Annotated in this window: 26 protein-coding genes; 20 read left to right on the top strand and 6 right to left on the bottom strand. The window is 60.3% G+C overall.

Annotated elements, in window-relative coordinates:
* The 7 genes from HM1_RS04690 to HM1_RS04660 all read left to right on the top strand — a co-directional run bounded on the left by HM1_RS04690 (window position 1) and on the right by HM1_RS04660 (window position 5,055).
* The gene (locus HM1_RS04690) at window positions 1–219 is read left to right on the top strand and encodes a hypothetical protein (RefSeq protein ID WP_012282152.1); all 219 of its coding nucleotides are present in this window, start codon (window positions 1–3) and stop codon (window positions 217–219) included.
* Entirely contained in the window at window positions 216–1,349 is a 1,134-nt protein-coding gene (locus HM1_RS04685; RefSeq protein ID WP_012282151.1) for a GerAB/ArcD/ProY family transporter, read from the top strand. Before HM1_RS04690 ends, HM1_RS04685 begins: the two co-directional genes overlap by 4 nt.
* Before the next feature lie 58 nt (window positions 1,350–1,407).
* Window positions 1,408–1,671 (top strand): MoaD/ThiS family protein, encoded by a 264-nt coding sequence (locus tag HM1_RS04680; protein WP_012282150.1) that lies wholly within the window; start codon window positions 1,408–1,410, stop codon window positions 1,669–1,671.
* Between the two features lie 163 nt (window positions 1,672–1,834).
* Window positions 1,835–2,800, top strand: a complete 966-nt coding sequence (locus HM1_RS04675) for a polysaccharide deacetylase family protein (protein WP_012282149.1) — start codon at window positions 1,835–1,837, stop codon at window positions 2,798–2,800.
* An 88-nt stretch (window positions 2,801–2,888) separates the two neighbouring features.
* A complete protein-coding gene (comA, locus tag HM1_RS04670) occupies window positions 2,889–3,731 on the top strand; it encodes a phosphosulfolactate synthase (protein ID WP_012282148.1) in 843 nt (280 codons plus the stop codon).
* 12 nt (window positions 3,732–3,743) lie between these two features.
* Window positions 3,744–4,562 carry a 2-phosphosulfolactate phosphatase gene (locus HM1_RS04665; RefSeq protein ID WP_012282147.1) on the top strand — a complete coding sequence of 273 codons (819 nt, stop codon included), beginning with the start codon at window positions 3,744–3,746 and terminating at the stop codon, window positions 4,560–4,562.
* A 34-nt stretch (window positions 4,563–4,596) separates the two neighbouring features.
* A complete protein-coding gene (locus HM1_RS04660) occupies window positions 4,597–5,055 on the top strand; it encodes a DUF441 domain-containing protein (RefSeq protein ID WP_012282146.1) in 459 nt (152 codons plus the stop codon).
* Window positions 5,056–5,074: 19 nt separating this feature from the next.
* On the opposite strand, the gene HM1_RS15720 is transcribed toward HM1_RS04660, so the two are convergent.
* The 4 genes from HM1_RS15720 to HM1_RS04645 form a co-directional block, all read right to left on the bottom strand.
* Window positions 5,075–5,245: a hypothetical protein gene (locus HM1_RS15720; RefSeq protein WP_012282145.1), complete on the bottom strand. Its 171-nt coding sequence runs from the start codon at window positions 5,243–5,245 to the stop codon at window positions 5,075–5,077.
* Between the two features lie 63 nt (window positions 5,246–5,308).
* On the bottom strand, window positions 5,309–6,739 hold the full coding sequence (locus HM1_RS04655) for an MFS transporter (RefSeq protein WP_148207085.1): 1,431 nt from the start codon (window positions 6,737–6,739) through the stop codon (window positions 5,309–5,311).
* A gap of 176 nt (window positions 6,740–6,915) precedes the next feature.
* Window positions 6,916–8,637, bottom strand: coding sequence for an acetate--CoA ligase (gene acsA / locus HM1_RS04650; protein WP_012282143.1), 1,722 nt, complete (start codon window positions 8,635–8,637; stop codon window positions 6,916–6,918).
* A gap of 257 nt (window positions 8,638–8,894) precedes the next feature.
* A complete protein-coding gene (locus HM1_RS04645; RefSeq protein WP_012282141.1) occupies window positions 8,895–9,392 on the bottom strand; it encodes a hypothetical protein in 498 nt (165 codons plus the stop codon).
* 252 nt (window positions 9,393–9,644) lie between these two features.
* Here HM1_RS04645 and HM1_RS04640 point away from each other — a divergent pair, with 252 nt between their 5' ends.
* The 13 genes from HM1_RS04640 (at window position 9,645) to HM1_RS04580 (ending at window position 22,685) form a co-directional block, all read left to right on the top strand.
* Window positions 9,645–10,031, top strand: coding sequence for an ArsR/SmtB family transcription factor (locus HM1_RS04640; RefSeq protein ID WP_148207084.1), 387 nt, complete (start codon window positions 9,645–9,647; stop codon window positions 10,029–10,031).
* 119 nt (window positions 10,032–10,150) lie between these two features.
* Window positions 10,151–11,221 (top strand): permease, encoded by a 1,071-nt coding sequence (locus HM1_RS04635; RefSeq protein ID WP_012282139.1) that lies wholly within the window; start codon window positions 10,151–10,153, stop codon window positions 11,219–11,221.
* Between the two features lie 13 nt (window positions 11,222–11,234).
* On the top strand, window positions 11,235–12,125 hold the full coding sequence (locus HM1_RS04630; protein WP_012282138.1) for a TIGR03943 family putative permease subunit: 891 nt from the start codon (window positions 11,235–11,237) through the stop codon (window positions 12,123–12,125).
* An 89-nt stretch (window positions 12,126–12,214) separates the two neighbouring features.
* Complete coding sequence (locus HM1_RS04625) at window positions 12,215–14,758, top strand: DEAD/DEAH box helicase (RefSeq protein WP_187147807.1); 2,544 nt, start codon at window positions 12,215–12,217, stop codon at window positions 14,756–14,758.
* Between the two features lie 97 nt (window positions 14,759–14,855).
* Window positions 14,856–15,299, top strand: coding sequence for an RrF2 family transcriptional regulator (locus HM1_RS04620; RefSeq protein ID WP_012282136.1), 444 nt, complete (start codon window positions 14,856–14,858; stop codon window positions 15,297–15,299).
* Between the two features lie 100 nt (window positions 15,300–15,399).
* Window positions 15,400–16,782 (top strand): DnaD domain-containing protein, encoded by a 1,383-nt coding sequence (locus HM1_RS04615; protein ID WP_041313341.1) that lies wholly within the window; start codon window positions 15,400–15,402, stop codon window positions 16,780–16,782.
* 11 nt (window positions 16,783–16,793) lie between these two features.
* Window positions 16,794–17,768, top strand: coding sequence for an ATP-binding protein (locus tag HM1_RS14460; RefSeq protein WP_012282134.1), 975 nt, complete (start codon window positions 16,794–16,796; stop codon window positions 17,766–17,768).
* A gap of 73 nt (window positions 17,769–17,841) precedes the next feature.
* Entirely contained in the window at window positions 17,842–18,567 is a 726-nt protein-coding gene (locus tag HM1_RS04605) for a CvpA family protein (RefSeq protein WP_012282133.1), read from the top strand.
* 50 nt (window positions 18,568–18,617) lie between these two features.
* Window positions 18,618–20,069, top strand: a complete 1,452-nt coding sequence (locus HM1_RS04600; RefSeq protein WP_049754226.1) for an aminopeptidase — start codon at window positions 18,618–18,620, stop codon at window positions 20,067–20,069.
* A gap of 29 nt (window positions 20,070–20,098) precedes the next feature.
* Window positions 20,099–20,524: a sulfurtransferase-like selenium metabolism protein YedF gene (gene yedF, locus HM1_RS04595; protein WP_012282131.1), complete on the top strand. Its 426-nt coding sequence runs from the start codon at window positions 20,099–20,101 to the stop codon at window positions 20,522–20,524.
* A 6-nt stretch (window positions 20,525–20,530) separates the two neighbouring features.
* Complete coding sequence (locus HM1_RS04590; RefSeq protein WP_012282130.1) at window positions 20,531–21,535, top strand: HEAT repeat domain-containing protein; 1,005 nt, start codon at window positions 20,531–20,533, stop codon at window positions 21,533–21,535.
* Between the two features lie 8 nt (window positions 21,536–21,543).
* Window positions 21,544–22,470 (top strand): mechanosensitive ion channel family protein, encoded by a 927-nt coding sequence (locus HM1_RS04585; RefSeq protein WP_012282129.1) that lies wholly within the window; start codon window positions 21,544–21,546, stop codon window positions 22,468–22,470.
* 5 nt (window positions 22,471–22,475) lie between these two features.
* Window positions 22,476–22,685: a DUF951 domain-containing protein gene (locus tag HM1_RS04580; RefSeq protein WP_012282128.1), complete on the top strand. Its 210-nt coding sequence runs from the start codon at window positions 22,476–22,478 to the stop codon at window positions 22,683–22,685.
* A gap of 133 nt (window positions 22,686–22,818) precedes the next feature.
* Here the strand turns inward: HM1_RS04580 and HM1_RS04575 are convergent, their stop codons facing one another.
* Both HM1_RS04575 and HM1_RS15715 read right to left on the bottom strand, forming a co-directional pair.
* On the bottom strand, window positions 22,819–23,904 hold the full coding sequence (locus HM1_RS04575; RefSeq protein WP_012282127.1) for a hypothetical protein: 1,086 nt from the start codon (window positions 23,902–23,904) through the stop codon (window positions 22,819–22,821).
* Window positions 23,905–24,026: 122 nt separating this feature from the next.
* Window positions 24,027–24,170, bottom strand: coding sequence for a hypothetical protein (locus HM1_RS15715; RefSeq protein WP_012282126.1), 144 nt, complete (start codon window positions 24,168–24,170; stop codon window positions 24,027–24,029).
* Window positions 24,171–24,224 lie beyond the last annotated feature (54 nt).

The following is a 24,224-nucleotide window of genomic DNA, read 5'->3' as shown; positions in this document are numbered from 1 at the left end:
TTGAAGTTTTTTGTCCTGTCCCTCTTCATCCTCTTCGGGTTGGTGGATGCCGTGCATCTGAACCGGTCTAAACGAAGGAAGGAACTGGCTGTTTACCTCGCCTTCCTCTTCCCCGGCCTTGTGTGGATGGCCTTGATGCTCTTCCAGGAATCGATGATCAGCATCGCCGATGTGCTGGAACAATGGCTTGGGCTGGCGTCGCTGGTGGGGCATCAATGAAGAGTCCGGTCAGGGGGAAGGGCAAGGAGCAGGTTTCCTTCAAGCAGGGCATATACTTGATCGTCTTGTTCATCATCGGCAGCAGCCTGATCCTGCCGATCGGTGCCAAAGCCAAGCAGGATTTGTGGATCGCCGCCTTGCTGGCGCTGGTCTTCGCCTTGCCCATGGTCGTTGTCTATGGGCGCATCTTATCGCTCAACGCGGGGATGGATCTGCTTGAGATCGCAACGCGCCTGTTTGGAACGATCATCGGTAAGGCGATCATCCTTGTCTATGCCTTTTATGCCTTCACGTTATCAGGATTGGTGCTCATCAATTTCGGAGAATTCATCAGCGTGGTGGCCATACCGGAGACGCCGAAGCTGGTCATCATGTTTTTTCTGATCTTATTGGCCATTTGGGCTGTCAAAGAGGGCATAGAGGTCATTGCGCGGATGGCGGAGATCTATTTTCCCTGGATCATCATCTCCGCCATAGTCACCTTCTTGCTCCTATCGCCGAAATTTGAAATTCAGCGCTTCTATCCGATCCTGTATCAAAACCACCAAAAAATCTTTCAGGCGGCCATAGATCTGTTCAGCTTTCCCTTGGCGGAGATGGTGCTTTTTCTGTTGCTCCTGCCCTCTTCAAAGCAGGCTTCGGTGGTGAAGCAGTATATGCTGGGGCTGTTGCTCGGTTTTTTCGCCGTTTTCACGAGCATCACCACTGTGATGGTCGTCGTCGGATCGGAACAGTATGGCGCCCATTACTTCCCCGGTTTTTTGGCAGTTCAGAAAATCAGCATCGGCGACTTCTTGCAGCGGTTAGAGGTCGTCATCTTTTTGATCACCCTATTTGCCGGCTTTATCAAAATCTGTGTCTGCCTGCTGGGGGCCAGCAGGGGCATCTGCCATGTCTTTGGCTTCGCCGATTACCGATTTTTGGTGACGCCCGTCGGCTTCCTGTCGCTCCTCTTTGCGTTGAATATATACAGCAGCACGAAGCAGATGGCCCGCTGGGCCGATGCGATCTACCCCTACTACGCCTTTCCCTTTCAGGTGCTCCTGCCGCTTCTGATCTGGATCGTCGCCGAAATTAAGGCGCGGGCAGAGGGGAAAAAGGGGGCGCCTGCAAAAAAGGATGAAGGTTAAATATTGTGCAAAAGGTTTTGACCCGATAAACTTTTGAGTAAGAAACGGGGGGATAGCTATGAGCGACCATCAAAGAGATAATGTCGCGCCGGAGTCCATCACCGTCTTTGTCAAGCTCTTCGCTACATTTCGTGTCAATCGCTTCTCGACAGGCCATATGGCGGTTCCCCTTGGCGCAACTGTTCGCGAGGTCCTCTCAGCGCTGGCCATCCCTGAGCAGGAAGTGGCCATCTGCATGGTCAACGGCCATTCGAAAGAAATCGACCATATCCTTTCTGATGGTGATACCTTATCCCTCTTTCCCCCTGTCGGCGGGGGTTGACAATCGAAGCTTGCTTCCTACACAGACGCCACAGTTCCATGAGATGAACTGTGGCGTTCGGCTTCTATAAATTACCACAGGCGCAATATCATCGAGCGGGCAGATCTTTCGGTTCCCCTTAATAAGGTGTAGGGGAAATTCCTTTACACCGAGGTGGTGTGAAATGCAGGGGGACGGGCTGGCTGCGGCGGAAGGGAGATACGAATCTGCCGAGGCTCTCGGAGGCGGTCAGCCTGTGGGAGGGCAACGGCTGGCGGACAAGGCGACGGCGCTGCAGCTGCTTGCGCTCTTTACGCTCGTCGCTCTGCTGGCCTTGCTGGGGCAAGCCGGGCTGGTCAACCAGGCGCTGACGAAACAGCAGAACCGGTACCGAAGCGAGATCGAAACCCTTCGGGGACAGGTCCGGCAACTAAACGAGCAGGTGGAGCAGCTGCAGCGCGAGAAGGAACGGTTGCGGTCGGTCCAATATCCGAACCGCAACGGCCTGATCACAGAAAACGTGCCGGAAAAGAAAACAGCCTATCTGACCTTCGATGACGGTCCCAGCGAGAATACCTTGGCTGTATTGGACATCTTGGCGCAGTATCAGGTGAAAGCCACCTTTTTTGTCAACGGCAACGCCACGGACTTCGGCAGAGCCGCCTACCGGCGCATCGCCCGGGAAGGACATGCCCTGGGCAATCACACCTACAGCCACCTCTACGGGAAGGTCTATGCCTCCATCGAGGCCTTCATGGAGGATGTGCGGCGGCTCGATGAACTGATCGCGGAAGAGACGGGCATCCGTCCCGACATCCTACGATTTCCCGGCGGATCCAACAACCGTGTATCTCCGGGAAGGGGCTTCATGGTCGCCTTGTCCCGACGGGTCGTCGAGGCGGGGTATCAGTACTTTGATTGGAATGTGGATTCTTTGGATGCGTCGAAGGCGACCCCGGACAAGGACCTCATCGTCAATGCCGTTGCGCGGCAGTCGGCAGGTCAAAAAGCCGTCATCGTGCTTTTTCACGACAGCCCGGCGAAAAAGACGACAGTGGAGGCACTGCCGGAGATCATCGAGCGATTGCAGCATGAGGGATACAGCTTCGACGTGCTGGGCAAAAGCGCCTACGCAGTCAAGTTCTTGTGATATTTTTGTCAATGCCGAAGATTCTCACAAACCTTCTCGTGGGATTCTCATAGGCTATGGTGAGATAGAACTTGGGGAAGGTGAGAGAATGACCTGCAAGCCGCTCTGGTTTCCGCCGGTATCGTGGCCGACGGGGTTTCGCCAGGAAAAGCCCCGTTTCCAGGGAGTGACCATGGTCTTTGACAAAGGAGTCGGGTTGGTGTCGTTTCATGAGCTGCTCGAAATGGCCGCCGAGCATATCGATTTTATCAAGCTCGGTTTTGGTTCAGCGGCCCTCTACCGCCCCGAGATCCTGGAGCAGAAGGTGAACATCGCCCGGCGCTACGGTGTGGAGGTCTATGTAGGGGGAACGCTCGGTGAGATCGCCTACTGGCAGGGGGGCTATGACGAGTTGCTGGCCAGCCTGAAGGGTGTCGACATCCGCTGGGTCGAGATTTCCGACGGGACCATCCACATAACCCCTCGGGAACGGCGTACCTTGATCCGAAAAGCGATCGGCCTGGGCTTCCAGGTGCTGACAGAAGTCGGCAAAAAAGATCCTCGTCAGCTCCTCTCCCTTCCGGCGATCATTCAACAGATCGGGGAGGACCTGTCCGAAGGTGCCTCCTATGTGATCGTAGAGGGGCGGGAGTCAGGAAAAGGGGTCAATTTTTACGACGCCAAGGGGCAAATTCGGGACGATGACCTGGAGAGAATGGTCGATGCGGTAGGGAATGTACAGGCGCTGCTCTGGGAGGCACCGCTGAAAGAGCAACAGCAGGCGTTGATCGCGCGCTTCGGCGTCAATGTCAACCTGGGCAACATCCCGGTCACCGAGGTGATCGCCTTGGAGTCTTTGCGCCGTGGTCTTCGTTCCGATACGCTCGCGCCCGCTGTGGCGGAAAAAGCTAGGGGAAAAGATGAGGCCGGTCTGGAAGAGGCAGGGTTGTAAAGCAGGAGCGCGATGGTAGAACCGGAGGGGAGTCGCTTGTACGTCGAGGTGATCGCCACCCATCAACATGTTACACCGGATGAGTTGGAAGGCAGGTACGTGGTGGTCATCGATACCCTGCGGGCCACCTCCACCATCGTCACCGCCCTGGCCAACGGCTGCAAGCAGGTCTTCCCGGTGACCAGCGTGAATGAGGCACAGGTGTTATCGTCCAGTTGGGATCCTGACAAGGTGTTGCTGGGGGGAGAAGGGCAAGGACGCCCGCTCCCCGGGGTCTTTCTGGGCAACTCCCCTCGCGCCTACACAACCGATGTGGTCGCCGGAAAGACGCTTTTTCTCGTCACCACCAACGGCACGGTGGCCCTGCATAAAGCGCGAAAAGCCGCCCAGGTGTTGGTGGGCAGCTTGTTGAACGGCGAGACGGTGGCAAACCGGATCATCCGGGACGATCCCGATGACCTGGTCATTTTATGCGCAGGAACACAAGGGCAGTTTTCTCTGGAAGACATCATTACGGCCGGAAAAATCCTCGGCCACATCTGGGAAAATCGCCCGGCTGTCGTCAACGAGCTGGCTATTGCAGCCTTTCAGTTGTTCCAATTCAATCAGCATCAACTGGCGCCGCTGATGGCGCAGACTGTCCATGGCCGGAGGCTCGTCGAGATGGGCGATGGAGCAGATCTGGCCTTCTGTCTGCAGGAAGACCGCTTCCCCGTCTTGGCCTACCAGGCGGTGGCCCGTGTCTGCCTGTTGCCGCCGGAGCTGTCCTTCGCTCAGGAGGAGAAGGGCAGTCGTGGCAGTTCATGGCATGGAACCCAAGGGGGCGCATAAGATCAGTAGCAGATGACCCGCAGGAGGAGTTGCCTTGCGTGGTGGGACCGTGCTGCTGATCCTCATACTGTTGCTGGGTGTCATCGCCCGTTCTCCCATGACTGCTTTGGCCGCCGCGTCGATCCTTGCGCTGAGTTATCTCGGTTGGGGCGGTCTGCTGGAGTGGATCGAACAAAACGGCGTCGACACAGGCCTGATCATGCTCACCCTAGCCATGCTGGCGCCTTTTGCCACCGGCAAGGTCGGCCTGCGGGAGGTCTTGCTCTCTTTCGCCTCCCTGCCGGGGATCATCGCCGTGATTGGCGGCGTCCTGGCCACCAACCTGAACAAGCGAGGCATCGATCTCTTGTCCGGGGAGCCACAGATCATCGTAGGGATGATCGTGGGATCGCTCCTTGGCATCGTCCTCTTCGGCGGTATTCCCGTAGGGCCGCTGATGGCCGGCGGCTTGACGGCGCTGATTTTGCAGATCTACGGGTGGTTGAGCAAGTGACGAGCGCTGGTGAAGGTTTCTAGCGACGTCGGAGCCGCAAGGTATCGCGGATGTTGGTGACGGCTTCTGTCATCCGGTTGACCTGACTGATGTACCAGATGATCAGGCCCAGCCAACCGACGAGCATGTAGGGCATCATCTTCATCCACCGGCGATGGCCGGCGGGAGAACGGCGATAGCGGTAGTGCATCCGATTGCCTCCTCCGTTAGTCCTGGTTTTTGGTGTAAGATTAGGCCGCATGTTGAGGCCAGGTTAACTTGCCGCGCCGGTTGCCTGGCTTTTCGGTGTTTTCAGGAAGAACCAGGCGAGGAGCAGCGTAGCCGCTCCGGCGGCTGCCCAGGGGCCGTATAGCGCCCAGGGGCCGCTTTTTTCCAGCAGGCTGAAGACGGGTGGACCGAGGGCGACGCCGATGAAGCGAACGCCGCCGTAAAAGGCGGTGACAGCGCCCCGCTTCTCCTCCGAGGCGGACGATGTGACGATGGTGTTCAGGCTGGGGAGCGTCAGCCCTACGCCGAGGCCGAGGACAGCCAGCAGGGCAAGGACGGCGGGGATGGTCTGAAACAAGGCCGATAGGATGAGCGACACCGAGAAGAGGCCGAGGCCGGTGAGGAGGGACGCCTTCAAGTACTGAGGCCGTCTCTGTAGGAAGAAGCCGGTGCCCAGGGCCGTGCTCGCCGAGGCCAACACGGGGATGGCCAGGACAAGCCCTTTGCGGACCCCTTGCAGCCCATAGGTCGCTTCCAGGGCGTCAGAGAGGTAGGAGAGGACGCCGAAAAGGGTGAAGAGGGCGAGCATGCCGCCGAAAAAGGCGATCAACAAGGTGGCGGCCTTTTTCTGAAACAGTTCGGAGACGCCGGAGAAGTAGGCGGAAAAGCTTTTGCCGGTCTGTTGGGCCGATAAGGGCGTTTCGTTGACCAGAAAGGCGATGGCTAGGGCGACGGGAACGGCCAGGGCGGCGTAGACGAAGAAGAGGGACCACCAGATGAGCAGGACCAGCAGAGAGCCGAGGATGGGGCTGATCACCTTGCCGAGGCCGTTGGTGGCCTCGAGCACCCCCAGGGCTTTGTTGCGCGACTGGCTCTGGTAGAGATCGCCGATCAAGGCCATGGCGATGGGGGCTGTACCGGCGGCAGCCAGCCCTTGGATGATCCGCCCCGTCAGCATGACGGCGTAGGATTTTTGAAACAGGACGGGGGACAGGCCCGAGATGAGTCCGCCAAGCCCGTAGAGGAGCAACGCGGGAACCATGATCTTTTTCCGCCCGATCCGGTCGGACAGAAAGCCCAGAAAGGGGATGGCGATGCCGGCGGGGATGGAGAAGAAGGTGATCAAGAGGCCGACCTGAAGCGGGCTGATGCCCATGGCGTCGCGGATCTGAGGGAAGGCGGGGATCAGCATGGAGTTGCCGAGCACCATGATCAGCGGCACGCCGGCCAGAGCGGCGAGCACCCAGTTGTTCGCTTTGGCCGCGCCGGCGGTCTTGGCTTGCTCCTTCCGCCGCAACACCGGGATGGCGGGGTTGACTGCGCCGGCCCACTCGCTGGCGAACTCCGTCCCGGCGAATTCGGCCATGTTCGTCTCCGACGGCGCCGGCTGATCGATGACGCCGGCCCATTCGCCAGTCTTGTCGGCTCTTTTCGTCGCCATCGCTTTGAAGTGGGGCCTTTGACGGTCCTTATCCATCTGTTGAGTGGTCCTCCTGTCGCGGGCCTTTCCGTTCTTGTCTCATTGTTTCCCGTCCGAGGGGGGCCGTAGAACGGGGATTGCTGGCAAAAAAAAAATGCGCCCACACCGGCGCTGTGGCCGGGGGCGCAAAGTGGGGCGTGAATGGGGGAATGGCAGAATGGCGGTGATCAGCGTCAGTCTTCCATCGTCGAGAGGTCGCCTGTCGGCAGGCCCAGTTCCCAGGCCTTGAGGACGCGGCGCATGATCTTGCCGGAACGGGTTTTGGGGAGTTTGTCGCGGACCTCGATCTCGCGGGGCGCCGCATGAGCGGCCAAGCCTTTTTTGACGAAGTCGATGATCTCCTTTTTCAGCTCTTCTGTCCAGAGGTAGCCCTCTCGCAGGGCGATGAAGGCCTTGATGATCTCGCCGCGCAGCGGGTCGGGCTTACCGATGACGCCGGCTTCGGCGACAGCCGGGTGTTCAACCAGCTTCGACTCGACCTCAAAGGGGCCGACCCGTTCGCCGGAGGTGTTGATCACGTCGTCGATGCGGCCTTGGAACCAGAAGTATCCCTCTTCGTCCATGTAGGCCGAGTCGCCGGAGATGTACCAGCCTTCGATCTTGAAGTATTCGTTGTACTTGGCCTCATTTTTCCAGATCTTGCGCATCATGGAGGGCCAAGGCGCTTTGACGGCCAGGTTGCCCATCTGCAAGGGCGGCAGTTCGTTGCCCTTGTCATCGATGATGGCTGCGTGGATGCCGGGGAAGGGCTTGCCCATGGAGCCGGGTTTGATGTCCATGCAAGGGTAGTTGGAGATGATCTGGCCGCCCGTTTCGGTCATCCACCAGTTGTCGTGGATGCGGCGGTTGAAGACCTTGAGACCCCAGCGGATGACCTCCGGATTGAGCGGTTCGCCGACGGAGAGGATGTGGCGGAGGCAGGAGAGGTCGAACTGCTTGACGATGTCGTCGCCGGCGCTCATGAGCATCCGGAAGGCGGTGGGGGCGCTGTACCAGACGTTGACCTGGTAGTCTTGGATGGTTTTATACCAATCGTCGGGGCGGAAGCGGCCGCCGCGGACGACGGAAGTGACGCCGTTCAGATAGGGCGCCCAGACGCCGTAGGAGATGCCGGTGACCCAACCGGGGTCGGCGGTGCACCAGTAGATGTCATCGGGACGGAGGTCGAGGATCCACTTGCCCGTCTGGTAGTGCTGGATCATGCCGTTGTGGACATGGAGCACCCCTTTGGGCTTGCCCGTCGAACCGGAGGTGTAAAGGAGCAGCATGGGGTCTTCGCGATCGCCCCATTCGATGTCCGTTTCCGGCGACGCTTCAGCCATCTCGGCGTGCCAATCCAGTTCGCCTTCGCCGAGACCGCCTTCGGGAATGCCGACCATGAAGATGTGCTTCAGGTGGGGCAGGTCTTCCTTGGGGATGCGTTTGCGCAGTGCCGGCGTGGTGACGATGGCGACCGCCTCGGCGTCAGCCAGGCGGTCCCGGACGGCGCCTTCCATGAAGGCTTCGAAGAGGGGACCGGCGATGGCGCCCACCTTGATGATGCCCAGGAAGGACCAGTACAGTTCAGGGCTGCGGGGCATGAAGATGAAGACCCGTTCCCCTTTGCCGATGCCGTGCTTGCGCAGCACGTTGGCGAAGCGGTTGGATTGCTCCATCATCTGCCGGTAGGTGATCGCCTCCTGGCGGGCAGGATCGGAGTAGTACAGCGCGACTTTGTCGCCAAGGCCTTTTTCCAGCACGTTCCGGTCGATCGCCTCATAAGCGATGTTCACTTTTCCCGTTGTGTGCCAGGAGAACTCGCGCTCCACATCTTCCCATCGAAAGGTCGCGCGGGCCTCTTCATAGGATTTCAGGTTTGGATTGCCGGGGAAGACAGGGATACGCTCCGTGTGCATGCTATACCCTCCCAGTGACTACGAATTACAAATTTTCTGAATTTATAGTTTTCATGAGATTTATTTTAGCAAAAGAAAAGGGTGGCGTACAGCTTTTTTTTTGCGGTGCCACCGATTTTTTCTCGGACGCTTGTCCATCGCCGCGATCCTGTCGATACTGGGGATAGATTGGGGAGTTAGTGGATAACTCTGTGGATAAAGAGCCAAAATCCACAATAATTGTGGATAACCCCCCTCGTTGGCTGTGGAATAGACCTTTACAGGTTGGGGATTTTCAGTTGCGGGATCTTGGAGAGGAACTGTTTGCGCTGGTCGTGGCGCTGCTCTGCATCGATGATAAAGGTGCGGTACCGATCGATGGCGTCGGCGATGTTGCCGATGACCTGCTCGAGGGGATATTTGGAGACGAAGACCCAGGTGGGCAACAGGTTGACATCAGACGGGGTGACAAAGTCTCGCTCCATGATCTCGCCGTTCTTGGTCAGGGTGTAGAAGACCTTCTTCTTCGCATCGTAGATGAGGACGATCTCCGGGTAGTGGTGACCTGTATCGGCGATGGGGAACTTGATCCCGCTCCGGTAGATTTTATCGAGCGCCGGCAGGATGTTCTCAATCACCCGCTGCAAAAGGGAGGTCTCCTGGGTTTCGAGGGTCGATTCCTCCCACTGGATTTTGGATAGCTTCTGGTCAAGGGCATCAATCTCTGCAACGATTTGCTCGTGGTTTTCGAGCAGCCGTTCTTCCGGTGTGGTCATGGCAAATCCCTCCTCGAAAGGTTCTTTTGGTGATGACGATTGCTGATTCTGCTAGTGTATTCGATTCGCAGCGGGAAAATCCTGCCAGAACTTTGCGCCGGCAGGAATTGGCCGACTCGATCGAGAAGTTAAGTTAGACAGGCCGTCGCCGGATGTGAGGGAGCGGTAAGTCCGATGCAAAGGTGCAGCGATTCGGGTGTAAGGCAGCGGCGGTTCGGATCGAAAGGCGCGGCTTGGAATGGGGTGTTTTGTATGCCAACGGATGAGCGGGGTTCGGCGCTTTCTACTGCGATGGATCGCTGTGATGAGTACTGCGTCCATGCCGATCAGGTCGATAAGCGGCGAGAGCGGCTGTTGCCGATGGACACCTACCAGGAATTGGCCCAACTGTTCAAGGCCCTGGGCGATCCCAGCCGCAGCCGGCTGCTCCACGCCCTCTCTTTCGGTGAACTCTGTGTCTGCGATCTGGCCAGCCTGCTCGACATGAGCCAGTCGGCTGTATCCCATCAATTGCGGCTGTTGCGGGGCCTTCGCCTTGTCAGATACCGCAAAGAGGGCAAGATGGTCTATTACGCCCTCGATGACGAGCATGTGAAGGGGCTGTTGGCCCAGGGTTTGGAGCATGTAGGTCACCGGTAAGAGGACCCTGCAGGATGACGAATAAAAGCTTTTCGCCCGGCGGCGGACCCTTTGGTCTAGCCGCCGGGCTTTTTGTGTATCCATGTAAGGACAAACTACAGGAAAGCGGGGGATGAGGCATGACGGTTCTCGTCATGCGGGTGAGGCATCTGGTCATCCAACAGGCCTGGCTGGTCTCGGTGCTGGCGGCGCTATCGCTGGTAGCTGCGGCGGCATGGTTGGCCTTGCGTTCTGAAGGCGGCGCGGTCCCCCTTTTGTTTATGGGGATCCTGCTGGAGGCTTTGCCTTTTCTGTTGTTGGGGGTGATCGTCTCCTCTCTGGTGGAGGTCTTTATCTCGCCCGATGGATTGCGCCGCCTGCTGCCGACCAAGCCCTGGGCGGCCATCCTGACGGCCTCATCGCTGGGGATCATCTTCCCTTTTTGCGAGTGCGGCATCATTCCCGTCGTGCGGCGCCTGGTGCGCAAGGGCATGCCCCTTTATGCCGGCATGGCTTTCCTGCTCGCCGCCCCGATCGTCAACCCCATCGTCATCGCCTCGACGGCCACGGCCTTTCGCGGTCATGAGGAGATGGTCCTGGGTCGGTTGATCGGCGCTATGCTGGTCGCCTGGCTGACTGCGCTGGTCTTCCTCTTTTGGCGGGGCGACGGGATCCGCGGCGAGGAAGATAGCGGCAGTCACGGAGCAGGCACCTCTTGCTGCGGTCACAGCCAGGGCAGGCTGGATCACCACGCCCATCTTCGCAGCGGCGTTTACGGTCACGGCAGGTTTGGGTGGCTCGCAAAGTGGCGGCAGGCGGCAGACCATGCGGTCGACGAGTTTTTCGATCTTGGTCCTTACTTTTTGACGGGAGCGCTCATCGCCGCCGTCATGCAGGGGATGCTGCAGCCCGACTGGCTGACCGAGGTGGCCAGAGACAGCGGCCAGTCGACGCTGATCATGATGCTGCTGGCTTACGGCCTTTCCGTCTGCTCCAACGCCGACGCCTTCCTGGCCAGCGCCATGGCGCCCGGCTTTTCAGGGGGGTCGGTGCTTGCCTTCATGATCCTGGGACCTATGCTGGACATGAAAAACACCTGGGTACTCTTTCGCACCTTCCGGCCTGCTGTCGTCTGCTTCCTGCTCGGCTGGTTGCCGCTGCTGGTGTTTCTCTTCGCCTGGGTGGTGAACGGCCGAATCATGGCAATGTAAAGGGGGGATGGACGTGGGCGTCAATGCCGTAAAACTGGTGTATCTTGTTGCACTGGCCTTGTTGACGGGCTGGATAGCCGATTCGGGACGGGCCGAACTGTACATCCATCCGCGTTTCTTTCCAGCCCTTGCCGCCGCCGCCTGGACGCTGGCGGCGCTCGCCTGCTTTCAGGCAGCCCGCATCGTCCGGGAACGGCGGGATGTCTGGCCATCCTCTTCCGGCCGCCAGCTCCTTCAGCCGCTGGCAGCGGGGGCGCGCTACGGGCTGCTGACGCTGCCCATCCTCTTCGCCTTGTTGCCGGGAGCGCAGGTGCTCGGCGGCGATGATGCGGTCCACGGAAGCCTGCACCACGCCCAAGCGAAGGAAGCGCCGGCAGGTGGCGGATTTTTCTCCGGTCTGCAGGCCCCTTTCCGTCATTCGGAGCTGCCTTGGTTTGGCGGCGCAAGGCAGCCGCAGACGGACCGGGAGGGAGTGCCGGCGGCGCAAGGCGATGCGCCGGCTGTCCGCGAGGGCGCCCCCGCCAAGATAGAGCCGGTCCTTTTTGACGAAAAAAACTTTTTGTCGATTCTGTTGGAGATCAACCGCGATCCCGACAGGTTTGTTGGCCGTCCTGTCGAGATCAGCGGTTTTCTCGTCGATGCGCCCGCTGGCGGCGAAGGGCTGTATATCGGGCGTTATGTAATCAACTGTTGTGTGGCCGACAGGGTGATCATGGGCGTGGCCGTGGAGAATACCGAAAGATGGATGAAAGGAGAGGACAAGATAAAAGTGGGCGATTGGGTGAAGGGGACGGGCGTTTTTCAGAGGGCGCGCAGACCCGGCACACCGGGTGGGTTGATCGTCTCGTTGAAAGGGATGGTCGCCGAGACGCCGCCGCGCAACCCCTATATTTACGCGGAATAAAGGTAAGATAGAGGAAGAAAAGAGGAGTGACAGACTGCCGGGGCGAAAGATGTTGGCAAAAAGGCATGGCAGCGAAAGGAGACATAGATTTGCGAAGGTTCCATCCTTCCGATCGATCACAGCAAAGGCAGCGACACAGCCGCCCGCCGGTGTCGACGGAGCGAGTCAGCGAGAGAATTGACGAGGCGCCGGGGGTGAAGGCCCACCCTGGCGAGTTGTTGCCTGTCGATGCTTTGCCGGTGGATCTGCGCGTCTTTCAACGCACCTTGCGCCCTAAGAAAAGGTCCAGACCGCCGGCAGCTCATCGGGAGAATCCGGTCTGGCGTGGCTTTAAGTTGGACGATTTTCAGGTCGAGGCCATCAGCGCCCTCGATGACGGGTTTGACTGCCTGGTGGCGGCCCATACGGGCAACGGCAAGACGCTGATCGCCGACTACCTCGTCGACAAGGCGATCCGGGAGGGACGGCGCGTCTTTTACACAGCGCCGATCAAGGCCTTGTCTAACCAGAAGTATCGCGACTACTGCCGCTACTACGGCGAGGGGAATGTGGGCCTCTTGACGGGCGATCATCAGATCAACCGCTATGGGCCGATCATGGTCATGACGACGGAGATCTTCCGCAACATGCTCATCGAGAAGGACATCCCCGGCGAACTGTCCCATGTGGTCTTTGACGAGATCCACTACCTGAACGATCCCGAGCGGGGGGCCGTCTGGGAGGAGTGCCTGATCCTGCTGCCGCCCCATGTCCGCTTACTGGGGCTGTCGGCGACGGTGCCTAACATCCAGGAGATCGCCGATTGGCTGAGCCACGTCCACGACCGGTCGATCCCTATCGTGCGCTACCTGCACCGCCATGTGCCGCTGGCGCACTATTATTACCAGCGGGACAGGGGTCTTTTGGAGGCCAGCGATGTGATCCGGCTTTGGGAGGAGTTTTCCGAGCCGGCGGCCGACTTGGCGGAACAGAGGGCGCGGGAGCGGCGATCGCCTTTTAAAAACTTTTATCGCGGCCTGCCGGCGACGAGTCACCGCAGCCTCGTAGGCTGCCTGACGTCAATGGAACTGCTGCCGGCGCTCTATTTCCTGTTCAGCCGCAACGGCTGTGAACAGGCCGCCCGGGACTGGCAGGGCCATACCTTTCTCGATGAGGCCGGCCGGGCGGCCGCCGAGGCGTCCCTGGTCGAGGTGGAGGAACGATCGCCTGGGCTGACGGCGACAACGATCTGGGCGGCCATGCGGGACATGGTCAGCCGCGGCATCGCCTTCCACCATGCCGGGTTGCCGCCGGTGGTGAAACAGGCCGTCGAGGAGATGTTCGGTCGCGGTCACATCCGATTGCTCTACGCGACGGAGACCTTCGCCGTCGGCATCAATTACCCGGTGCGGACCGTCTGCATCGACTCGACGACCAAGTTCGACGGCAAGAGCTTTCGCGTCATGACGGGCACTGAGTACCACCAGATGGCCGGGCGGGCCGGTCGCCGGGGCATGGATGAGCAGGGCCTCGTCATCGTCCGCGTCGACTACAGCAACTACTCGCCGGAGCGGTTTCCCCACTGGCCGGATCGGCAGCCGGAACCGATCCGTTCGCGCTTTACCCTCTCCTTTAACTCTGTCGTCAACCTGGCCGCTCACCATTCGAAGGAACAGGTGGACAAGATCCTGACGAACAACTTCAAGGCCTACCAGGAGTCGGCTGAGATCCGCCAGGCCCAGAAAAGGCTGGAGCAGCTGCGGACAAGCCCGGGATCGGCCCGCTGCTATCTCGTCGGCAAGGATGCCTGTCCGGCCGTCCGGTACACCTTGGACAAGGAGATGCGCATGCTTGACCGGAAGGTAAAGACCTGGAAGCAGCAGAAGGTGAAAAGCGACCGCCTGAAGGCGCGCCTGGACCAGGCGATTCAGCGCCAGGCCGAGATCCGCGAGCGACTCACCGGGCTTCCTTACATGCGCTGCCACCGCCAGGATCAGGCGAACTGCCGGAAGCGGAACACCGAAACGTCCGGCTTTTATCAGTCCTGGGATAACGCCGAGGCGCAGTTGGCCCGCGCCCAAGACCAGATCGACAAGATCCGCCGCGAGTATGAGCGCATGGTCCGCTTCCTGAAGGATAAGCAGTACCTGACCGAGGAGGGGACGCTGCTGCCTCGCGGCGCTGTGCTGGGCAAGCTCCATGTGGAGGAACTGCTGGTGACGGAGTGGCTCTTTGAGGGTCTTTTCCATGACGTCACAGAGACGCAGCTGGCGGCGCTGATCGGCGGCGTCGTCCAAGAGGAAAGCCGCTTTGAGCCTCATGTGACGGGCGCCTCCCGGAATATGGGCGGCTGGCTGGAAAAAGCGCGGGACACCTTTTTCCGCGTCCGCGATCTCGTGCCGGCCGGCTTGCCTCAGCCCCATTTCCGCTCCGAGGGCTGCTACCTGATCAAAACCCTCATCGAGACTGTCAACTGGACGGAGTACCTGACCTTGGTCAACATGGCTGAAGGCGACGCCATCGCCCTGGCCCGCCGCACCATGGATGTGCTGCGCCAGTTGGCCCGCGCCGTCGAGGAGGATGAGGCGTTGCGCAAAAAAGTGGGGCGGGCTCAGGATCTGGTGGCCCGTCCAGAGGTCGTCGCCGGGTTGTGACGGCAGGCGATGCAAGCGGCGCGATGGTCTCGGCAGTTGACAAGGGCGTTGCACCATAACAATATCGAATTGCTAATATTAAAAAAGGGGGGCTCCCGTGGAGATCACGCGCAAAGCCGAATACGCCATCGCCGCCTTGCTGGACCTGGCTCTGTTGCCGCCCGGTGAGTCCACCCTGTCGAAGGATATCGCCAAACGGCAGGCGATCCCGTCCAATTTCCTGCCGCAGATCATGGCCGCCCTCAGCCGTCACGGCTGGGTCGACTCGACGCGCGGCGCCGGCGGCGGCGTCCGCCTCGCCGTCGAGGCCGAGACGATCACCTTGCAGGCCGTCATCGAGGTGATCGAAGGGCCGATCGCCATCAACCGCTGCCTGGTGGGGGGCGGTTCCTGTCCGAACCAAGCGGGATGTCCCCTGCACCATGTCTGGGCGCGTGCCCAGAGCGCCATGCTGGATGTCCTCGCGAAGACGACGATCGCCGATCTGGTGACAGCGAAACGGGCCATCGGTGAGAAAAAGGCAGGCGACGGGGCTGGATAATAATGAAAAGGGAGATCCCGCCCGGACGAGAAAACTCTTTGCCACCCGGAGGCAGGCGGTTTACAATGGTATCGCCGGATGCCAAAGGAGGGATGTGCCGGTGACCTTGGCCAGATGGATGCAATTGCTCTGGGAGAACCATGCGCTGCATTTACATAACTTGATCTATTATTCCCGTGAGGATCTGCAACTGAGCAATGACCTGGTCCAGGAACTGCTCGTCATCGAGGAGCGGGCGGCTTCGGCCGGAGCAGAGGGGATACTCCCGTCCAGCCTGCCGCGCCATGTGGCCGACTCGATCGCCCGGCTGAAGAAGATGGGGCTGCTGGAGGTTCAATGCAAGGAAGATCGGGTCTTCCTTTCCTTTGAACCCCTTTTTGATCAACTCTTGAAGAGCCGGATGGGCGGCGCCGAAATCAGCCGACAGTATATGTTGATCATGGAAGAGGTTCAGGAGGAGATCCGCCGCCTCGAAGAACTGCGCAACCGCCAGGTGCTGGAGCGGCGGCAGCTCGATGAGGAACGCAAGGTTCTCATCGAGCGGGAGGAACGCCTGGCCTCCCGTGACGACGATCTCCGCCGCATGCAGTTGTCACTCATGGAAAAAGACCAGTCCCTTCACCTGTTGCAGATGCGGCTGGCCGAGGAGGAACGGCGGCTCCAGGAGGAGAGGCGGCGCCTGGATCAGGAGCGGTCCGATCTGGACAGTCTGCGCCGGGAACTGGACGATGCCATCAAGCTCTACACGGAGCGGCAGCTGACCGGCATTTCGGCGTCGGCTGCGGGATCGGTCACAGGGCCGGCTGCCGGCGGCCAGCTCCCCCCATCGGCTGTGGAAGACAACGGACCGCTCATCCATTTTTTGCAACAACTGCGGGGCGGGGCGGCGAATGCGGAAGAGGCGCGCGACCTTCGCAAGATCCAGATGCGCCACCGCTGGTCTGAGCCCTTTTTGCTCGATTTCTTGCAAGCGGCGGCTCGGGGGGGCATCCGGGCCATCCAGGAGTTCCGCCGGCAGGCGGAGATGGTCGCCGCTTGGGGGATTTCGGGACGGGACCAGTTGGCCGAATTTTTTGGGAAAAAGACCTATCTCGAGGAAAAGGTCTACGAGGTGTGGCTGACGCTGGGCAGCCCCAACAAGATCAACGATATCTTCCGGGACACCTATGTGAAGTGGTCCCAAAACTGGGGTTTTTCCCATGAGGTGATTCTGCGCGCCTGCCAGGAGGCCTATAAGGGGGCGGCCAACCCCAGCATCAATTATGTGGACAAGGTCCTCTCCCGTTGGCGTGAGGCCGGTGTGCGGACGGTAGAAGATGGCGATCGAGAGATCGAACGCTTCCGGCAGCAGCGTTCGCGCGGCTTTGGCGGCCGCCCGGCGGTGCCGCAGACGCCTTCCAATCGGAGTCCCATGGCTGGCGTTAACGTATTGCCGAAGAATGAGGAAGAAGCGAAGGCCTATGAACAGTTCCGCGATCTCTAGGAGGGGCGTCGATGATCAACCGCGACAACAAAAGGCTGCAAAAACAGGCTGAACGTGACCGGCGCGTGGAAAAGATCCATCAGGCCCACCCGGAACTGGCCGCTATCGATCGACGGTTGCGGTTGACAGGCATCCGCCTCGTCCAAGGGGCCATTGGCCGACTGACGGCGGAGGAATTGGAGAGCCTCAACCGTGAGCGGCAGGAGCTGACGGCTGCCCGCAAGGACTTGTTGAAAAGGCTGCCTGTCGACCCGAGTCTCTTTGAGGTTCAGTGGGATTGCCCCCGCTGTGAGGATCGCGGTTGGATCGATTTTGGCGTCAAGTGTCCCTGCCTGATCCAGGAAGAGATCGATGAGGCGTTTGCCCAATCAGGGCTTACCGGGGATATGAAAAACCAGACCTTTGAAACCTTCTCTTTGGCCTGGTATGAGCAGCAGGAACACCTTCATCCGGGGCTGGCAGGCAGAATGCGGACCGCCCTTGAACGCTGCCGAGACTTCACTGCTGCGATTATCGCCGGCAATGGCAAGGGCAATCTGCTCTTCTACGGCACCGTCGGGACGGGAAAAACCCACCTGTCGAGCGCCATCGCCAACCGGCTGCTGGAGGCCGGGAAGACGGTGATCTACCGGACCATCAGCCAGATCATGAACAGCATCATGGAAGCGAAATTCGATTTTCAAAACAACGGCAGGCAGCCGGAGGTGCTTGCCGCGCTTCGTTCGGCTGATTTGGTCATCATCGACGACCTTGGCACGGAGAAGCGGACTGATTTTGTCGTCACCGAGTTGTTCGAACTGGTCAATGACCGGCAGCGCATGGGCAAACCCATGGTGATTTCCATGAACATTGAACTCGGAGAAATGGCGAATTTTTACAACCACCGCCTCGCCGACCGCCTGATCATGCAGTCCTACTGCATCCGCTTCGAGGGCAAAAGCGTCCGTCAGCTGATGAAGGCTACCGGACTTTCAGGCGGTTTTTAGCCCTTGCGATTCTCTGGCAGCGAAACTGTGGATATGATTTTTTGAGAAGGCGAAAAAAAGGGGGACCCCCGCCTTGAACGCCCTCGACATCCTCATCGTGAGTCTGATAGCCTTCACCTTTTACCGAGGGTGGCGCCGTGGTTTACTGGCCTCCCTCATGGGGGTGGGTGCCTTTTTTTTCGCCTTCCCGCTGGCATCGTCCCTCTTTCAGCCCATCGCCGATCTCCTCGACCAACAGTTCAGGGTTGTCGCGGCTTTGCAGCGGTTTTTCCTGCAGCGCTTCACCCAGTCTATCCCGGCGGCCCAGGTGAAGCCGGACGTGGCGCCGAGTTTGAATCTGGAGCGGGTCGTCAAGGACCTGCCGCTGCCCGACTTTTACAAGGAGGAGATGGCGCGCCGGCTGTCCGACCTGAACATGGTCGTGCCCGAAGGGGTGCGGAACCTGGCCGAGTTGGTGGCCAATTATGTGGCCCACTCCGTCTGGAACAGCTTCGTCTTCCTGCTCCTCATTCTCGTCTTCGCCCTGACCGTTAAAGTCGCCGCCGCCGGCTGGATCGGCCTGCGCGGCGACGGCTGGATCGGCAGGGCCGACAAGCTGCTCGGCGCTGTGCTCGTCTCTCTGGCCGCCTGGGTGGTGATGGCGGTGGTGCTGTCCTGGTTTTTTGGCGGTCCCCTGACCGGGGCTTCGCCCCTGCGGGTGGAGACACAGCCGTTGTTGGAATCGTCGCGGCTGATGCCTTATGTCTTTGATTCGAATCGGTGGATTGGCGAGCGCTTTAGCGGCTACACTTTCCGGTGAATGACCACTTCTTTATCGGCCTCATCGGAAAAAGAGAGGAGTGCTTTGACTTGGATAACTTTGTAGGTGAAAAGGGGAAGGGGCCCTTGACGCGGCAGACGGAGCCGGTGTGGGACCGGCTGAGCCCCGATGAACGCCGGAACATGATGGCCTTCGCCGAGGGCTACCGGCGTTACCTGTCGACGGCCAAGACGGAGCGCGAGTCTGTCGAATTTGTGGTGCAGCGAGCCCGCGCGAAAGGCTATGTGTCTTTTGCGGAAAAAGCGGCCCAAGGGCTCCAGGTCGGTGACAAGGTCTACTTTCTCAACCGCAACAAGGCTATCCTGCTCGTTCACGTCGGTTCTCGCCCTCTGGCAGAGGGCTTGTCGCTGGTGGGCGCCCACCTGGACGCGCCGCGCATCGACCTGAAGCCGAACCCGCTCTATCAGGATGAGAAGATGGCCCTCTTTAAGACCCACTACTACGGGGGGATCAAGAAGTACCAATGGCTGGCTATCCCTCTGGCGCTGCACGGCGTCACCGTCTTTCCTGATGGCAGCGTCCGCCGGATCAGCCTGGGTGAGGCGCCTGAGGACCCGGTCTTCACCATCACCGATCTGTTGCCTCACCTGGCCAAGGATCAGATGGAGAAAAAGCTCTCTGAGGCCATCGAAGGCGAGGGTTTGAACCTCCTCGTCGGCGGCTTGCCTGCCGGCGGTGGGGATGGGGCGGCGGAAAAGGACGCCAACCGTTACAAGCAGGCGGTGCTGGAGATCCTGCACCAGCACATGGCGATGACGGAGGAGGACTTCCTCTCTTCAGAATGGCAGGCCGTGCCGGCCGGCGCCGCCCGAGACATCGGTTTTGACCGCGCCTTTATCGGCGGCTACGGCCAGGATGATCGCGTCTGCTGCTACACGGCGGCGGAGGCACTCTTCGACCGGGCCGGCGGCGATCGCACAGCGGCGGTCCTCTTGGTGGATAAAGAGGAGACCGGTTCGGACAGCAACACGGGGATGCGGTCGCGCTTTTTTGAAAACGCCTTGTCTGAGTTGATCTACGCTTCCCTGCCGGGAGGCGATCGGACACCGCCGGAGTTGATCGTGCGGCGATGCCTCTTCAACACGCAGGCGCTCTCGGCTGATGTGCTGGCGGCGGTGGATCCCAACTACGGCGGCGTCCTTGACGAGCGCAACGCCGTGCGGATGGGTTTCGGCGTCGCCGTGGCCAGGTATACGGGCACCAAGGGCAAGTATGGCACGTCGGAGGCGAACGCTGAATTTATGGCGGAGGTGCGCCGGATTTTCCAGAAGGCAGGGATCCTGTGGCAGAGTGGCGAATTGGGCAAGGTGGATCAGGGCGGTGGCGGTACGATCGCCCAGTTTCTTGCTGTATACGGGATGGATGTCCTCGATTGCGGCGTTCCTCTGCTGAGCATGCATGCGCCTTTTGAAGTCGCCCACAAGGCGGATATCTATATGGCGTACCGGGCCTACAAGGCCTTTTTGGAGGGGGACGGCTGACCAGAAATTGTTCCGGGGGGGGAATCGTGATGAGCAAAGAAACAGGCGCGGCGGCCGGGACGGAGTCGCCAGTCATGGAAGAAGGCTTGGTCGGTCTGTCGACCACCTTCGCGGTGCAGGAGAATGCCCTTTTGTTGATGACGGCCGATCGCCTGGGCCGGGGCGATGACGATCTGGGAAGGGTGCTCGTCAAGTCATTCCTGTACACCTTATCCCAGGCTGACATGATACCGAAGACAGTGATCTTCCTTAACAGCGGCGTCAAACTGGCCTGTGAGGGCTCGGAAACGTTACAGAGCCTGTTGGCGCTGCAGGAGCGGGGCGCCGAGATCCTCAGTTGCGGCACCTGCCTGGACTTTTTCAGATTGAAAGACAAGCTCGTGGCCGGCAAGGTGAGCAATATGTACGCCATTGTGGACATGTTGAACCGGTCGAGCCATGTGGTCACTTTGTAAACGGTGATGGGCAAGGACAAGGAACCTTTTTGGCGGCGCTGGCTAACCTGGCTTTCCGGGAAGAGCCAGGCTGACGAACCGTCGGAACAGGTGCGCCACATGCTATACCAACTCCGGGAAGGCATCGTCCCCCAACAGGGACGGCTTACCCGCTTGCTGGCGGCGCCGCCGGAGGAGCGCAGCCGCTGGTGGCAGGAAGTGGTGCAGGCGGAAGCGGCCCGGGCGGCGCCTTCCAGTCCTGTCTGGCGGTTGGCCCGCATCCTTCGGTTGGAGGAGCACTGGTGGGCGGTCATGGCGGCGCCCCAGTCAGGACCGAAGGAGCAGGTGATCGAGGCCGTGGGACCGCTCTTGCTGCCGGAGGCGATACCGCTCTTGCAGGCGGCTGTCCTCGACCGGTCGCCTGCGGTCGGTCTGGCGGCGACGACTTACCTGGCCCAGGTGGCAGATAGCCAAGTGACCGATTTTTTTCTCGGCCTGCTCGCCCGTCCCGACGGCGGCCCCTGGATCGACCGGGCCGCGCGGGGACTGGCGGCGCGCCGTTCCGTCGACGGTCCGGTCATCTGGCGCCGCCTCCTGGCGATGACCGGCGATGCACAGGAACTGTTGCGCATACGTGCCTGGGAGGTTTTGGCCTCCTTCGGTCCGCCGGCCGACGGGGAGGCGGTGGACAACCTGGAAGCCTGTCTGCGCGCGGGATTGGGTGATCCCGAGGCGGCGGTGCGGGCCCGGGCCGCCGAGACAGCGGGACTGCTGGCCCGGGGGGAACTGGCGCCCGAACTGGTGGAAGCAGTTCGTGACGCCGATGCCCGGGTGCGCGCCGAAGCAGCCCGCGCCTTGGGGCGCCTGGCGGCCCTCAACCTGCTCGACCGAGGTCACAATCTGGAGCAAAGGAAAACCTCGGCGGCGCTCTGTGAGGCAGTCCGGCAGGCGCTCACCGACTGCCTGGCCGACGAGGACTACCGGGTCAGCGGCTGCGCGCGCCAAGCGCTCCATTACATAGCAGAGGCGTGAGGTGGGATATGCTGACTTGGCTGTCGGAGTTTGTCCGGGAACGAGCCATCGCGATGGGATTGGGGGAATGGGCGCAGCCGATCGCCGCTTTTGTGGTCGGGTCGACCCATCTCCTCTTGGCAGTGTCCTTGGCGTGGCTGGCCTTCCGCTTTGGGAATAAGGCGATCGATCAGCTCTTTCGCCGGCGCCTCGGTGTCAGCATCATCGACGAAAAACGGGGCGCCACCTTGGCGACCTTGTTGAAGAGCCTGCTCTTTTACAGCGTCTTCTTTATCGTGGCCATCGAGATCCTGAACACCGTCTTCGGCGTACAGACCCAGGCGCTGCTGGCCGGGGCCGGTGTCGTCGGCCTGGCTGTCGGTTTTGGTGCCCAGAGCTTGGTGCGGGATGTGTTCACCGGTTTTTTTATCATCTTTGAGAATCAGTACGCCGTCGGCGAGTTCGTCACCATCGGCAAATACTCGGGCATCGTCGAGGAGATCGGCCTGCGGGTGACCAAGCTCCGCGATCTGACGGGGGAACTGCACATCATCCCCAACGGCCAGGTCAAAGAGGTGAGCAACCGGAGCCGCGGTCCCATCCAGGCGCTCGTCGATATCGGTGTCGCCTATGAGGAGGACATCGACCGGGCCTTGGTGGTGTTGGAGGCAGCGGCGAAGGAACTGGCTGTGGAATGGGCGGACCAGATCCAAGAAGGTCCGACCGTGCTCGGCGTCACCCACCTTGGGCCCTCCGAGGTGGTGATCCGGGTTATCGCCAAGACGGTTCCAATGGAGCAATGGCGGGTCGAACGAGAGATGCGCCGGCGCTTCAAAGCCGCCTTGGACCGCGCCGGCATCGAGATCCCCTACCCGCGGCAGGTGCTGGTCCCTTATGGGCGGGGCGCCAAAGTGGAGACGGCGACGACCGACGACGGTCCCTTGCAAATGAGGTGAGCGGCATGGCCCACTATTCCATCGGCGACAAGGTTCGCCTGCGCAAGACCCACCCCTGCGGGTCGACGGACTGGGAGATCACACGGACAGGCATGGACTTTCGCATCCGCTGCCTCGGATGCGGCCATCAGGTGCTGATCCCGCGGGTGAAGTTTGAAAAGGCGGTCAAGGCGGTCATCGCCCGCGTCGGTGAACCGGAGCCGCCCCCAAAATAGGTCGAAACCAAAAAAAGCGCGATCCTCGCCCGGCTGGGCGCGGGATGCGCTTTTTTCCATTATCGAGGCAATACTACAGGGTGGAGGTGTTCCATCCATGGGGATTGAACGGAGGGATCTGGCTTTGTTGTTCCTAGAGACTGCCGCTGAGATCCGCTGGGAGCAGGCCGAGGAGGCGGCTCGCCGGTCGCGTCGGCGCTACGGCGACGCCGTTGACGGTGTCGCTGCGGGAAGCGCCTGGGAAGAGGGTCTGAGCGAAACGGTCCATGTCGCTGCCGACCTTGAAACCGGCCATGGGGGTGTTCGAAAGCGAAGGACCCCCGATCGGGAGGGTGGCGGCGGCAGCATGGTTGCCGGCGGATTGTCGGGCCCCGGCATGTCCCGCCGTCCCTTCCCCGACGTTCCGGTAGTCATCGAGACGCCAGTGACCGTCCCGGTAGACCAGGCGCACCCATAACTCGTAATCGACGCTCCGCTCCAGGCGCCGGTTGTTGACCTCGTAAGAACTGAAGGTGCTCACGTCGGCGACAGCCTCGACGATGTCCTGGGCAGGCTCGATTTTTACATCGCGCACGAGAAAGACGCGGATGTCGAAGGTCGGTTTTTCAAACTGGCGGTATTGGGAAAAGAAACCCTGCCATTTGCGGATCGCCTGTTCTACGTCATGGCGGCGGGGCGATGAATCAGTCAGGGCTTCTTCGACGAGGTGCTCGTCGTTCAGTGTGATGGCTTGTCCCAGCCGCGCAAAGCCGCCCTGCATATGCAGGCGCACCACCTTGGCGGCTTGGGCGTAATCAACCAGCCGTTTTGGCGGGTAGGTTTCTGGCGGCGTCATGTACCGGTCCCAGGCGCGGTTGAGCCCCCAGATAAGGCCGACCGAGAGGGGGAGCAGAAGCAAAAAGGCGAGACCGTAGACGACCCAGCGGTTCGCCGTCGCTTGACCCATCGTGGCGGCGAGACCTGCAAAGGGGCTGACGCCTTTCGTGGCAGCCTTTGCGTTGGCGGCAACGGCTTCAGGAGAACTGCCGACGTCGCCGCCCGGAAGGGCGGAAATAGCGCCCCCTTCGCTCAAGGCGGCGCCGTCGAGAGCAACCTCGGCGGGCCCTTCCGCCTCAGTCGGTTGCGCTTGGAGGCGCAGCAGGTCGGCTTCCAGATCCGCAAGAGAAAGGCTGTCGATATTCACAGCTTCGTCAAAGGGAGAGATCTCTTCATCAGCCATGGTTACAACTCCCTTGTTGAGTAGCAGTTGGGGTTATTTTTATTTTACTATAACCCTCGGAACGAGAAGCCTAAAATCTCGTGAAATTATTTTAAATAAATCACGGTTGCTTGCAAAGGGCCTCAGTCGTCCTTGAAGATGGAACTGAAAAGGGCAGACAGGATGACGAGCCCGACGAGGAGGATGATCTGTCCCTTGTCATCCTCTAAGACGTCCTTCCATCGTTCCAGTTTGTCAAACCAGTTAAAACTGCCACGCCCGGCCAATGGTCGCACCTCCTTGAAAAGGGCTCTTTGCACAACCTATGCCGCAGGCGATCA

Source organism: Heliomicrobium modesticaldum Ice1 (assembly GCF_000019165.1).
In the GTDB taxonomy this organism is placed as follows: Bacteria; Bacillota; Desulfitobacteriia; order Heliobacteriales; family Heliobacteriaceae; genus Heliomicrobium; species Heliomicrobium modesticaldum.
Note: the sequence above shows the minus strand (reverse complement) of the source record. Positions and strands in the feature narration are given on the sequence as shown.